The organism is Winslowiella iniecta, assembly GCF_001267535.1.
Classification (GTDB): Bacteria; Pseudomonadota; Gammaproteobacteria; order Enterobacterales; family Enterobacteriaceae; genus Erwinia; species Erwinia iniecta.
The window spans coordinates 1-13,511 of the sequence record NZ_JRXE01000047.1 but is presented as its reverse complement, the minus strand read 5'-3'; the positions used below and the strand labels follow the sequence as shown (position 1 = coordinate 13,511).

Below are 13,511 nucleotides of genomic sequence, written 5' to 3'. Positions count from 1 at the left end.
CGAGCCGCAGGCGGTGGCCTTGCTGGGCGTCGGCGAGTCATCCGATGCGTATCATATGTCGGCCCCGCATCCGCAGGGTGAGGGCGCGAAGCGTGCCATCCATATGGCGTTGCAGCACGCCGGATTACAGCCGCCAGATCTCGGCTATATCAATCTGCATGGCACCGCCACCCGCCTTAACGATCAGGTGGAAGCGCAAGTTATCCATCAGATCTTTGCTGAGCAGGTGCCGTGCAGTTCAACCAAGCATCTGACCGGACACACGCTGGGTGCAGCGGGAATTTGTGAAGTGGCGCTGTGCTGGCTGTTGCTGACGCGTAATTTACCGCTGCCGCCGCAGGATTTTTCTGCTGCTGAGCCGGATAACAGTCTGCTGCCTTGCGGGCTGATCACTGCGCCGCAGCCGCTGCAAAAGCCGCGGATCCTGTCTAATTCATTTGCCTTTGGCGGTAATAATGCCTGCCTGATTTTAGGAGTGCCGCATGGCCGAGTTTCTAAGCGCTGAGCACTATTTACCGCATGCCACACCGATGGTGCTGGTGGAGCAAGTGGTGGCGGTGACAGAGCAAACCGCCCATTGCCGGGTGCGCGTTTGTAGAGACGGCGTGCTGGGTCCGTTTCTGAATGCTGACGGAGAGCTGCCAGCGTGGTTTGGCATTGAGATTATCGCGCAAACAGTCGGCGTCTGGTCGGGCTGGCATGCCCGTCAGCTCAGCGATAACCCACCGCAGCCGGGGATGTTACTCGGTGGCCGTGGCTATCGCAGCCACCAGCCAATGTTTCCCGCCGGTGCGTTGCTGGATATTAACGTCACGCTGCTGATGCACGACGAAAAAATTGCCAGCTTTGAAGGTGAAATCTCCCTGAACGGCGAACTTTTTGCCAGTGGCAGGCTAAATACTTACCAGCCTGACGACGAGGAACTTATTTATCTTATGCAACAGGACAGTCAGTCATGACCCGCTCAGTATTAGTTACCGGCGCCAGTAAAGGAATTGGTCGCGCCATTGCGCTGCGTCTGGCGGCGGATGGATTCACCCTTATTGCCCATTATCACAGCGATCGCCCGGGCGCAGAGCAGACCGTGGCGCAGATTGTGCAGAACGGTGGCTCGGCGCGGGTACTGGGATTTGATATTGCCAATCGCCAGCAGTGTCGCGAGCAGCTGGAGCAGGATATTGCGCAGCATGGCGCTTATTACGGTGTGGTCAGCAATGCCGGTATCACCCGTGATGGTGCTTTCCCGGCGCTGAGCGAGCAGGACTGGGATGGCGTTATCCATACTAATCTCGACAGTTTCTATAACGTCATTCATCCCTGCGTGATGCCGATGATTGGCCTGCGTAAAGGCGGCCGGATTATTACTCTTTCATCCGTGTCCGGAATAATGGGCAACCGGGGTCAGGTTAATTACAGTGCGGCCAAAGCCGGGATTATCGGTGCCACGAAAGCGCTGGCGATTGAGCTGGCGAAACGCAAGATTTCTGTTAACTGTATCGCCCCAGGACTGATCGATACCGGCATGATTCAGATGGAGCAGACGGCGATCGACGAAGCGCTGAAAATGATCCCGATGAAGCGGATGGGGGCGGCGGATGAAGTGGCCGGGCTGGCAAGTTATCTGATGTCGGATATTGCGGGCTATGTCACCCGTCAGGTGATTTCGGTTAACGGAGGCATGCTGTGATTCGGCGGGTGGTGGTCACCGGTATGGGGGGCGTAACGGCATTTGGCGAGAGCTGGCAACATGTCGCTGCCGGTTTGCGTACCGGGCAAAATGCCGTGCGAAAGATGCCGGAGTGGCAGGTTTATCAGGGGCTGCATACCCTGCTGGGCGCGCCGATCGACAATTTCAGCTTGCCGGAACACTACACGCGTAAGCGCATTCGCTCGATGGGGCGGGTATCGCTGATGGCAACGCGTGCCAGCGAACTGGCGCTGGAGCAGGCGAATCTGCTCGACCATCCGGTATTAACCAGTGGCGCAACCGGTATTGCTTATGGCTCCTCGACCGGCAGCACCGGGCCGGTAAGCGAATTCGCCACCATGCTGACGGAGAAACACACCAACAATATTACCGGCACCACCTATGTGCAGATGATGCCGCACACCACTGCGGTGAATGCCGGGCTGTTTTTTGGCTTACGCGGTCGGGTGATCCCGACGTCCAGCGCCTGCACTTCCGGCAGTCAGGCAATTGGCTATGCGTGGGAGGCGATTCGTCACGGTTATCAGACGGTGATGGTGGCGGGTGGCGCTGAAGAGCTGTGCCCGTCGGAAGCCGCAGTATTCGATACTCTGTTTGCCACCAGTCAGCGCAATGATGCGCCCAAAACTACTCCGTCACCCTTTGACGTGAAGCGCGATGGACTGGTGATTGGTGAGGGGGCTGGCACGCTGATTCTGGAAGAGCTGGAGCATGCCCAGGCGCGCGGTGCCACCATCTATGCCGAGCTGGTGGGCTTCCATACCAACTGCGATGCGGCGCATATTACCCAGCCGCAGCGTGAAACGATGCAAATCTGTATCGAAGGCGCACTGCGCAGCGCCGGACTGACACCACGGGATATCGGCTATATTAATGCGCACGGAACGGCTACCGACCGTGGCGATAGCGCGGAAAGTCTGGCCACTGCGGCGGTGTTTGGTCGCCATACGCCGGTCTCTTCATTAAAGAGTTACCTGGGTCATACGCTGGGTGCCTGCGGCGCGCTGGAAGCCTGGATGAGTATCGAAATGATGCGCGAAGGGTGGTTTGCGCCGACGCTGAATCTGACTGAGCCGGCGGCCGACTGCGGTGAACTGGACTACATCACCGGCAGTGTGCGGCAGGTTGATACTGACTATATCCAGTCAAACAACTTTGCATTTGGCGGCATCAATACCTCGCTGATTTTCCGCCGCTGGCGCTAACGGTGGTGGGTAGGGAAGCCGTTTTTGGCTCCCACGCTGATAGGATGTGGGGTACAAATCCCTGGCACGGGCGGCGAGAACGCCGCCCCTATGGAAATCAGCAGGTTAGCGTCCAACTTTCCGTTGTGGCTACCGTCCTGAACGTCAAGCAGTAGCTGCATAGTTTTCATCCCCCGCGCGTTATTGCATAATAAGCCATCCAAATCAGAATAATAATCATTAAGCTTCCATGACTATTGCGGTTGATGCGCCCGATCGGCGCGAGTTTCTTAAGCTGATGGCGCTGTCGCCACTGCTTTTTTCCTCACTTAGCCAGGCAACACAGATCGATCTGACGCGCATTATCGTGCTGGAGTGGCGACCGGTTGAGTTGCTGATGGCACTGGGTATCGCGCCGATGGCGATTGCCGATATTCCCAATTATCACCGCTGGCTGGTAGAACCGGCGCTGCCGGACGGCGTGCTGGATGTCGGTTTGCGTACCGAACCCAATCTCGAAATGATGCAGCGGCTGAAACCCTCGCTGATTATTCGCTCCAACGGCTATGGGCCGACAGCCGCATCGCTGCAATCCATTGCGCCGGTCTGGGGCGGCGATTTTACCGATGGTAAAACCCAGCCGCTGACTCTGATGCGCCGCGATCTGATCTCCCTCGGCGCGCTGCTTAACCATCAACAGCAGGCCGCAGCGCATCTGCAACTGATGGATAACCGTTTCCGGCAACATCGCCAGCGCCTCAGCGCGTTTGCCGCGGAACCGCTGCTGATCTTCTCTTTCCTCGACAGCCGTCGGGTGATGGTATTTGGTAATAACAGCCTGTTCGCTGACGCCATGAATCAGATCGGTTTTAAAAATGGCTGGCAGGGTGGCAGTAGCTACTGGGGCAGTACGATTGTCGGCATCGAAACCCTCGCGCAGGTGAAAAATGTGCGCGCCATTGGCCTGACTCATGGCGATAACGACCCGGTGCAGCAGATTGCCCACTCGGCGCTGTGGCGCAGCATCCCGTTTGTCCGTGAAGAGAAATTGCATCTGATTCCGGCTGTCTGGTTTTACGGTGCCAGCTTCTCGGCGATGCGTTTTTGCCAGCTGCTTGAGCAGACGCTGCTGGAGAACGCATGAGAATCCTGATTTTTCCGCTGATGTTACTGTTGGCCCTGCTGCTGACCTTCAATAATTTTCACAGTCAACTGGCACTGCCGCTGTGGCGTCAGGCGTTTTTCTCGCCGGATGAGCGGGATGTCAGCCAGATGCTGTTTCACTACAGTATGTTACCGCGCACCCTGTTATCCCTGCTGGTGGGAGCCGGGCTGGGGCTGGCGGGCGCGCTGTTCCAGCAAATTTTACGCAATCCACTGGCCGAACCCTCAACCCTTGGCGTGTCGGCGGGGGCGCAACTGGGGCTGACGCTGGCGACGCTGTATGCCGCCAGCTGGGGCGAGACCGGCCAGCAGCTGGCTACGCTGGCCGGAGCCATCGTGATCGGACTGCTGGTGATGCTGGTGGCCAGCGGCAAACGGATGTCGCCGGTGACGTTAATCCTCGCCGGGCTGATGCTCGGTATGTACTGCGGCGCGGTGAAAAGCTTACTGGCACTGTTTAATCACGACCGTTTGCAGAGTCTGTTTATCTGGAGCAGCGGCATGCTCAACCAGAATGACTGGAGCAACGTGACTTTCCTCTGGCCGCGGATGTTGCTGGCGGTACTGCTGATAGCACTGATGATCAGACCGCTGAACCTGCTCGGGCTGGAAGATGGCGTGGTGCGCAATCTCGGGATGCGGCTGGCGCTGGTGCGTTTTTCCGGCCTGATGCTGGCGGTGGTACTGAGTGCGATGCTGGTCAGCGTCGCCGGGGTGATCGGTTTTATCGGACTGTTTGCGCCGGTGATTGCCCGGCTGTTTGGCGCGCGACGGCTGCCCGCACGACTGGCGCTGTCGACGTTAACCGGAGCCGTATTGCTGTTAATTAGCGATCAGGCCGTGATGTTACTGGCAACCGTGTGGATCGAGATCCCGACCGGTGCGGCCACCGCGCTGGTCGGCGCGCCGGTGATGCTGTGGTTATTGACGCGTTTGCGCCATCAGCAAGTGTCCGGCAGCGAACGCAGCCCTGCCCGGCAGAAGGAGAGGGCGCTGACGCCTGCGCTGCTGATGGCTATTGTGCTGCTAATGGTGGTGATGATTGTGCTGGCGTTGTTTAGCGGCGACGCTCTGAGCAGTTGGGTGGACAGTCAGGCGGTATGGCAATTCCGCTGGCCGCGCGTGGTCGCTGCGCTGGCCGCCGGTGCGATGCTGGCGGCGGCAGGCACGCTAATCCAGCGGATGACCGGTAACGCGATGGCCAGCCCGGAAGTGTTGGGCGTCAGCGCCGGAGCCGCTTGCGCCATGGTATTGCTGATGTTTTTGGTGCCCGGCGATAATGTAATCTGGCAGTTTCCCGCCGGATGTCTGGGGGCGGCGCTGACGCTGATGGTGATTTTGCTGCTGGCGCAACGCGGCGGACTGTCACCGACGCGCATGCTGCTGACCGGCGTGGCGCTGAGTACCGTTTATGGCACTTTTCTGACGCTGTTTCTGGTCAGCGGCGATCCGCGTATCAGTTCGGTATTAAGCTGGTTGTCAGGCTCTACCTATCGGGTGACCGCCACGCAGGCCAGCTGGACGGCGGCACTGGCGCTGTTGTTACTGCTGCTGACGCCGCTGCTGGCGCGTTGGTTAACCATTTTGCCGTTAGGCAGTTTTACCGCTCAGGCGATTGGCATTCCGCTGAAAAGGTCGCGGATACTGATCCTGCTGCTGGCTTCGGCGCTAATCGCGGCTGCAACCCTGTGCGTCGGGCCGTTAAGCTTTATTGGTCTGATGGCACCACATCTGGCACGCATGGCCGGTTTTCGCCGGGCGATGCCGCAGTTAATGGTGGCGATTGCTGCGGGCGCAGGCTTAATGTTGCTGGCAGATGGAATTGGCCGGGTAATAATCTTTCCGTATCAGATACCTGCAGGATTGCTGGCGACCTTCCTCGGTGCGCCCTGGTTTATCTGGCTGCTACGCCGCGCCTGACGGGCTTTCCGGTGAGTGTAAAGGCGGGTAAAAGTTCCGCGATCAGAATGTGATTTTTGCTTGCAATTGTGAGGGCGCTAAGGATAATCGCAAATCTGAATAATAACGATTATCACTCCTTTTGCCATTAGGGAAATTACCATGCACAGCTCACTGTTTGCTGCCAGAAGATTCAATCGTACATTACTGGCAGTATTCATCAGCGCGGCTGGGTTGCCAGCGGTCGCGGCAACTCAGCCTGACACCAGTAAAAACACCGAAGCGACGATGACCGTGGTCGCGACGCCGGAGAACAATTTTAATCCCGGTGGCGATGAATTAGTCCCGGCTTATCTCGACGGACAGATTGCTAACGGTGGCCGTATGGGGATGCTCGGCCAGCAAAACGCCATGGATGTGCCGTTTAATGTGGTCGGTTTCACCTCGAAGATGATTGAAGATCAGCAGGCGAAAACCATTGCTGATGTGGTGCGCAATGACGCCACCGTGCAGAACGTGCAGGGTTACGGCAACTTTGGCGAGAGCTACCGTATTCGTGGTTTCCAGCTGGACGGCGACGATATGACTCTGGGTGGTCTGGCGGGCATCATGCCGCGTCAGGTGATTTCTGCCAATATGGTCGATCGCGTTGAAGTGTTTAAAGGTGCCAATGCGCTGATGAACGGTGCTGCGGGTACCGGTGTTGGCGGCATGATTAACCTTGAGCCAAAACATGCTGACGATCTGCCGCTGACCCGCCTCGGTGTGGATTATACTTCGGCTTCTCAGATTGGCACCTCACTGGATGCCGGTCGTCGGTTTGGTGATGACAACCAGTTTGGCGCACGAGTCAACCTGTTGCAGCGCGAAGGGGATACCGCCGTGCACGGCGAAAAACGTCGTACCACCGTGGCTTCTGTTGGGCTGGACTACCGCAGCGATCGCCTGCGTTCCTCACTGGATATGGGCTATCAAAAACAGACTTTCCATGGCGGTCGTATCGGCGTGAACGTCAGCGGCGTTGATTTTATCCCTGAAGCCCCTTCCGCGACGCACAATACCAGTCAGAAATGGGTCTACAGCGATCTGGAAAGTCAGTTTGCCATGCTGCGCGGCGAATTTGATATGACCGATAACTGGACGCTGTATGGCGGCGTCGGTACGCAGCACTCTCATGAGAGCGGCGCTTATGGTTCACCGAAATTAACCGACGCTGACGGCTCCGCCACCATGGGTCGAATGGATGTCACCAATATCAATGATGCTTACAGCGGCATGTTTGGTATTCGCGGTAAATTTGATACCGGCTTTGTTAACCACAAAGTTAACCTCGGTTACTCAGCGACCAGCCAGCGTCATAAAGCCGCTTACGATATGGCGCTGACCGGTGTACCGACCAATATTTATGATACCCCGGCCATCACTTCACCGGAACTGAACTTTGCCGGCGGCGATCTGGATGATCCAGGTATGCGCGGCCGTACCCGTACTCAGGGTATTCTGCTGACGGATACCCTTGGCGTGCTGGATGACAAAGTGCAGTTAACCCTCGGCACCCGTCATCAGAAAGTGGTCACCCGTGAATACAACTACGGTACCGCCACCGAAAATACCGATGCGCGCTTTGGCGAAAGTCGCTGGACGCCAGCGGTTGGCCTGATGGTGAAACCGTGGCAGCATATTTCTCTGTATGCTAACCATATTGAGTCCCTGCAGCCAGGTTCAGCGGCTCCGCGTGGCGCGGTTAACTACGGCAGCACCACCGATGTCATTCACTCTAAACAGAATGAAGTCGGCGTGAAGTTTGATTATCAGCGCTTCGGTGGCTCACTGGCGCTGTATGAAATCAAGTTACCTTCAGCGGTGCTGAATGCCAACAATGCCTATATGCTGGATGGCGAACAGCGTAACCGTGGCCTTGAAGTGAATCTGTTTGGTGAGCCGGTACTGGGCCTGCGGGTTAACGGCAGCGCCAGCTGGATTGATGCTAAGCTGACGAAAACGGCTAACGGCACCAGTGATGGTAATAACGCGGTGGGCGTACCTTCATACAATATGGTGCTGGGTGTGGAATACGATATCAAACCGGTTGAAGGCCTGACCGCCACCGCGCTGGTTAATCATAACGGTGCGCAGTATGCCAACACCGCCAATACCAAAAAGCTGGACAGCTATACCACGCTGGATCTGGGTGTACGCTACAGTATGAAAGTGCAAGAGAACGATATGGTATGGCGCGTCGGTGTTGATAACGTCACCAACGAAGACTACTGGGCGAGCGTAGACAACAGTGGTACCTACATTTACCAGGGGCAGCCACGTACTCTGAAAGTCTCAATGAGTTACGACTTCTGATGAGTAAAGCAGCGACCTGAGTCGCTTGCAGAAAGTAAAAACGGGTGGAAGCAATTCCATCCGTTTTTTTTTGCCGCGCCGGTCGCATTTGTGTCGCTATACTGTATAGCTGCTTAACGGGCAGCGAACAGTTTGATGGCAGTAAACTTACTGCATCACGTTACAGTTAAGCCCAGTTGATAAACCTGGTGGTGAAAGTCGCGACACAGACAGCGTTTTTCTGACGGCCTGGCAGGGGTTGCTGCCGGAGGTCAGGCGGTTTTAGGCAGATTTCAGGTTATTTCACTGCCGTTATATGCTAAACTGCACGCTAATGATTGCCATATCGCCAGGCCTGATTCGTCAGCAGAATATGACAACAGCGATAATAATAGATTAATTTTTTTTATGTTTATATGTGCACCAAGACACATATCGTGATTATTTTTGCACACCAGAGATTTACGCGGCTTTAATTCCATGCGTTCTGAAGTCTCTTTAAACATATTTTGCGTTTGTTACGTGTTACCCAAAATGAAAAATCTGACTCCACCTGATGTAGAAAAAGAACCACGTGTTCCCCTGGATGATGCACAGTTTGCCATCGTGGTACTTGCAGTGACTTCTTTTACACTTATAATCTTCGTCCTGATGATTACGCTGTGGATGACATAATGCGTTTTACAGCGAGTTGGCGGTGATAAAGGAGACCTGAACGATGGAAAACAGAGACGACAAGCTAATTGCCCTGATTGGTTTACTCTCTGCCTGTCTGGTGTGTGTCTGCGTCCTGTTCACCATGACCTGGTTGTCCGATGTGCGTCATCCTTCCGATCAATTTGTCGATGCGCAATCCTGTTATACCAAGAGCGATCATCCGGCGCGACCTTAAGCGTCACGCCGGATTTTAATTTGCTGGCTGCGCAGTTCTAACGCCAGCGGTTCGTATACCGTGCGGTTGCCATTGGCATCGGCTAATCCCAGCAACGCACCGGGTGAACGTCGGTCGTCTGCCCAGGCCGGATATTCCACCAGCGGATAAATCGACACCCCCTCCAGCGCAATACCGTTATCCAGCGCAATATTGACCTGATCCATTACGCTGCGCAGCCAGCTGACCCGTGCTTCACCTTCCGCTCCGGTTTCCGCCAACAGCAACGGGCGTTGATAGCGCTGCCAGACCTCATCCAGCAACAGGTTGAGCGGCCGGTAACCGGCATGCTCCGGCGTCAGCGTTTCTTCGCGGGTATTCCACTGATTATCCGGGTAGTAGTTCAGCCCGATAATGTCGAGATAGCACGGTTTACCTCCTAACTCCGGGTGCAGGCGTCCGCACAACATATCCCAGGCGGCAAACTGCGCCTGCTGCTGCTGGTGGGCATCCGCCTGGGCTTGCGCTGAGTCGTCCGCTGCCGCCACGTGTACCAGCGGATCGGTGAGCACAAAGCGCGCCTGTGGCAGCACGTCGCGAATCGCCTCGATCGCCGCAATGGTGGCACGAACCAGCTGAAGCTTGAGCTCTTTACCGCGTCCGCTGGCGTTGGGATTGAGCCAGGCGACCTGCGCACCGGCCCATGACCAGAACGAAATTTGGTTAATCGGAGTGAAAAAGGGCTGGCTGAAACCCTCGTCGCGCATCACTTCAGCCATGGCGCGGGCGAAGCGGGCAAAACTGTCGATAAACGCCGGTTGCCAGATATCCAGATGTGACGGATAGCCAAAATGCGCCAGTTCCCAGATCACCTCAATGCCATGGCGTTCGGCGGCATGCAGCATCGGGGTAAATGATGACCAGTCATAGTCACCGGGTTGCTGTTCAATCAGATGCCAGCGCGCACCGTCGCGAGCGGTTAACAGCTGATGATCGGCCAGCGCCGCGTAGTCGTTATTCAGCAGCATATCGTGTCCGCTGCTGGCGACCAGATCAACGCGCTTGCCTTCACTCCGGCAGGCGGTCGAGCAGGCAAAGCTACCCTGAAAAAAGCTGCTGAACAGTTGCGGATGGTGGCGCTGTATCAGCAAGGCATGCGGCTGAACGGGCATGAGAAATCTCTCCATGGCAATGAGCTGTCGCGTGAGCTTCCGCTAAGTCTAGACTAAATGCCGGGAGCAATGCTTGTTGGCCGCTGAATGACGGTGCTAAGCGAAACTGCTGGCGCAGTGGCAGCAATCAGATACGCTGCCAGCGCCAGAAGATTGAAATGCGCCTTCAATGATAAAAGCGCGTGAGAGGTTTTATTTTATATCGACCGTTAATTCCGGTGCGCCAAAGCTGACCACCGTAGCCTGTGAAGCGGAAAAATAGTCGCGCCAGAAAATTTCCAGTTGCTGCATAATTTTACCGGAGCGGTAATTATTTTTTGCCTCGCTGTCAATCAGGCCGGCACCGGCGACATACACCCGCGCGCCGCCAAAGTCAGCCAGAAGGTGTTGTTTGGTGACGCGCGCCATCTCTTTATCCGCCGCCAGCAGACGGATCTGATTGTTGCTGTAAAAACTGCCAAAATCACTGTTTTCCAGCATATCGGAGACCAGCAGCAGCGTTTTGCCGGGTGCCGGATCGTCTTTCAGATCGTCACCGATCCGTTTCAGGCTGTCGAGAATTTCGCTTTTCGCAATATTGTCACCCTGTCCGGCAAAGCTGGCTGCCATACGTTTACCAATGGTCTGGGCAAAAAATTGCTGCTGCTGTTGCAGACAGCCGTCGAGCGACTTCAGGCTGTCCATACCGAGACTGTTGCGCACTTTCTGGTCAGTAAACGGCATCTCCAGTTTGCCGTCAAACTCGCGCTTCATATAGTTATCCTGCAACAGCGCGGAGAACTGATAGAGGATCACATGATCGCCCGGTTGGGTATAACGCAACACCTGATTCCACACCGATTTTTTCAGTCCGAGGGGAACCTTTACCGTTTGATCGATAATGACGACCAGCTCGCGACCGCTATCAGCCGGGCGATGTTCATCCATTTTGGCAAAACTATAGCAACTGGGAATGTCGTTACGCTCCGCCGCCTGGCTGACAAAGCTGATACCGACCAGCATCAGGGCGAGGAGTGTTTTCATGCTGCACTCCCGCCACGCGCCTTGTTGAGTAATGCCTGAACCTGCTGACGTTTTTTTAATGCTGCCGGAGCAATCCCCTGATCCTCGGCAATCAGCTCCAGCTCGGTTTCACTGAAGGAGGTCAAATCGCCCAGAGCGTGAATACGTTGTTTTTCAGCCTCGCTGTCCGGATTCACGCCGCTCTCGCGGGTGACCACAGCATCAGGCACCTGCTGTGGGTCGGCAACCGGCACGTGCAGGCTGGCGGGTTGTGGCGCTGGCGCAGACGGCTGGACTTGCAATGCCAGTTCATCACTTTGCGTTTTCAGATGCGCAGCCAGTTCGATATCAGTACGCGCTTTGTCGCGCATTTTACCGCTGACATAATCAGTAAAGCTGGGCAGGGTGCTGACTGGCTCACTCTGGCTAATGGTTCGCTTCATCACCAGCCGGGTTTGCAAGGCGGTCAGCTTCTCCTGCGCATCACGTTCAACCCGCTCACGGCGCATGGCATGCCAGGCAGCGAACTCCTCGGAGCCGCTAAAGCCGCCGATATAATTGGCCGCCATCTTAGAATCAATACCTGCGAAGGAGCGGAACAGGCCAATCAGAATACCAATAAGCTGCACGCCGACGAAGATCACCGACAGAATAATGAAGGTCAGTTTCGAGGCGAAAACGCGGTTATCGCTGATCTCCTGGCTGGCCTGGTGATCGGCTTTGGCATTGTCAGCTACCGCTTCAGCGGGCAGATCAAAGGGAGAGTCCTGCACCGGTGCTGACACCTGCTGGCTGAATGGCGAGCCGTTGACGGCCTCGGTATCCATCGCATTAATCGTCGCAGCGCGCACGAAGTAGGCACCGACCGCAAAGAAGAGGATTAACGCCAGCGCAATGCCGGTAGCCCAGTACTGCGGCGTCACACGTGCATTGTGGGTGATACGGTTGAGCATCTGCAGATAGTTAGGGTCGTTATCATCGACACGGGTGTTTTCCAGCGAAACCTGGGTATTTTTGCTCAGGCTTTTGGCATTGCCACTGTGGCGTTCTTCACCATGCCAGTAGCGAATTTTCTTTACCAGGGTATTTTTATGCAGTTCTGCACCCATTAAATGGGTGGCCGGTACCAGAATGACACCAATCAGTACTGACACCACCACCGCCGAGAATTCGGCCTGGTTAGCGGAAATATTGCTGGCAATAAACGGTGACAGCACCAGCGCGAAGATAAAGGCTTCCAGCAAGACCAGCGCCACACTGCAAGCCCAGAGCAGTGGTCCGGTCGGTTTGCGACCCCGCTCATCGACCTTATTCAGATAGTTAACGCAACGCAGATAGAAATCGGCACCGAGATTCGAGGTTTTATAGTGTTGCCAGTACTTGGCGCAAATCGCTTCTTCGGCCGGATACCAGGCGTGGCCACCAGTGCCTTGACGACGTGGCTCATTGCTGCGTGCAAGGCGCGCGACGTAGCCAAAAAATGGCATGGCGCTCATCAGATTGAGAAAGAAATAACTGACCTTATCCCACCAACGAATAAAGATGATGACCATCGCCATTAAACCGAGTAATGGCCAGAAGATATAACGATAAAGCGAAATCGCTTCAGCAACGCTTTGGAATAATTCCATGTTTTTCCCTTAAATCAGCTGCGTACCGGGGTGTAACCGGCCATCCAGGCTGCACTGTGGTTGGTATAAAAAAGTTGTCCCTGCTGGGCGCGGGTCGCGTCCTTAGGCACTAACAAATCGATGCAGGAGATCGCCTGCTGTTTGTCATTTTGTAACCAGACGCGGTAAAGAATATTGTCTTCACCTTCCCAGGCATTCGCGATCGCCGCAACCGGCGCATCCGCCTGGCGATTTTTCTTCGACAGATAGTCGCGGGTGATATAGACGCGGGGGTTTTCAGTGACAGTTACGTCATCGCGTAATACTTTCACCGGCGAAAGCGTGACCAGATGACCATTAACCAATCCGGCCCAGGCGCGACCATTCATTCCCGCCAGATATTCACGCGTCTGATGCAGTTCGACGGACTTACCACTGGCAAGATTCTTCGCCTGCCCGCCGACACGGGCGCTATCCACCATGCAGCTGCTTAATGCGCCGCTGGCATTGGCGTCAGAAATCAGGCTGAATCCGTTAGTCCGCGGTTTGAGATTTGCGGCAAGGGAC

General features: G+C 55.7%; 11 protein-coding genes and 1 pseudogene. 8 read left to right on the top strand and 4 right to left on the bottom strand.

Annotation, left to right across the window (positions count from 1 at the left end; all coding sequences use genetic code 11):
* From NG42_RS21300 to NG42_RS23055, 8 genes are all read left to right on the top strand, one after another.
* Nucleotides 1–505: beta-ketoacyl-[acyl-carrier-protein] synthase family protein (locus NG42_RS21300; protein WP_052902979.1), on the top strand; the 505-nt coding region annotated here is incomplete at its 5' end.
* A complete protein-coding gene (locus tag NG42_RS21295) occupies nt 483–959 on the top strand; it encodes a hotdog family protein (protein ID WP_052902978.1) in 477 nt (158 codons plus the stop codon). The genes NG42_RS21300 and NG42_RS21295, both read left to right, overlap by 23 nt.
* Nucleotides 956–1,687, top strand: coding sequence for a 3-ketoacyl-ACP reductase FabG2 (locus tag NG42_RS21290; protein ID WP_052902977.1), 732 nt, complete (start codon nt 956–958; stop codon nt 1,685–1,687). The genes NG42_RS21295 and NG42_RS21290 overlap by 4 nt, the downstream gene beginning before the upstream one ends.
* Nucleotides 1,684–2,913 carry a beta-ketoacyl-ACP synthase gene (locus tag NG42_RS21285; RefSeq protein WP_173581490.1) on the top strand — a complete coding sequence of 410 codons (1,230 nt, stop codon included), beginning with the start codon at nt 1,684–1,686 and terminating at the stop codon, nt 2,911–2,913. Before NG42_RS21290 ends, NG42_RS21285 begins: the two co-directional genes overlap by 4 nt.
* Before the next feature lie 229 nt (nt 2,914–3,142).
* The gene (gene fhuD, locus NG42_RS21280) at nt 3,143–4,036 is read left to right on the top strand and encodes a Fe(3+)-hydroxamate ABC transporter substrate-binding protein FhuD (protein ID WP_052902975.1); all 894 of its coding nucleotides are present in this window, start codon (nt 3,143–3,145) and stop codon (nt 4,034–4,036) included.
* Nucleotides 4,033–5,976, top strand: coding sequence for a Fe(3+)-hydroxamate ABC transporter permease FhuB (gene fhuB / locus NG42_RS21275; RefSeq protein WP_052902973.1), 1,944 nt, complete (start codon nt 4,033–4,035; stop codon nt 5,974–5,976). The genes fhuD and fhuB overlap by 4 nt, the downstream gene beginning before the upstream one ends.
* A gap of 141 nt (nt 5,977–6,117) precedes the next feature.
* Nucleotides 6,118–8,310, top strand: coding sequence for a TonB-dependent receptor (locus NG42_RS21270; protein ID WP_053115780.1), 2,193 nt, complete (start codon nt 6,118–6,120; stop codon nt 8,308–8,310).
* Between the two features lie 697 nt (nt 8,311–9,007).
* Nucleotides 9,008–9,181, top strand: a complete 174-nt coding sequence (locus NG42_RS23055) for a hypothetical protein (RefSeq protein ID WP_173581489.1) — start codon at nt 9,008–9,010, stop codon at nt 9,179–9,181.
* Here the strand turns inward: NG42_RS23055 and NG42_RS21265 are convergent.
* The 4 genes and pseudogenes from NG42_RS21265 to NG42_RS22945 form a co-directional block, all read right to left on the bottom strand.
* Nucleotides 9,178–10,332 carry a hypothetical protein gene (locus NG42_RS21265; RefSeq protein WP_052902971.1) on the bottom strand — a complete coding sequence of 385 codons (1,155 nt, stop codon included), beginning with the start codon at nt 10,330–10,332 and terminating at the stop codon, nt 9,178–9,180. The two genes, NG42_RS23055 and NG42_RS21265, sit on opposite strands and share 4 nt — an antisense overlap.
* Nucleotides 10,333–10,524: 192 nt before the next feature.
* Nucleotides 10,525–11,355 carry a hypothetical protein gene (locus tag NG42_RS21260; RefSeq protein WP_052902969.1) on the bottom strand — a complete coding sequence of 277 codons (831 nt, stop codon included), beginning with the start codon at nt 11,353–11,355 and terminating at the stop codon, nt 10,525–10,527.
* Nucleotides 11,352–12,965 carry a hypothetical protein gene (locus tag NG42_RS21255; RefSeq protein WP_052902967.1) on the bottom strand — a complete coding sequence of 538 codons (1,614 nt, stop codon included), beginning with the start codon at nt 12,963–12,965 and terminating at the stop codon, nt 11,352–11,354. The genes NG42_RS21260 and NG42_RS21255 overlap by 4 nt, the downstream gene beginning before the upstream one ends.
* A 14-nt stretch (nt 12,966–12,979) precedes the next feature.
* Nucleotides 12,980–13,511, bottom strand: a pseudogene (locus tag NG42_RS22945) (OmpA family protein); the annotation flags it as partial.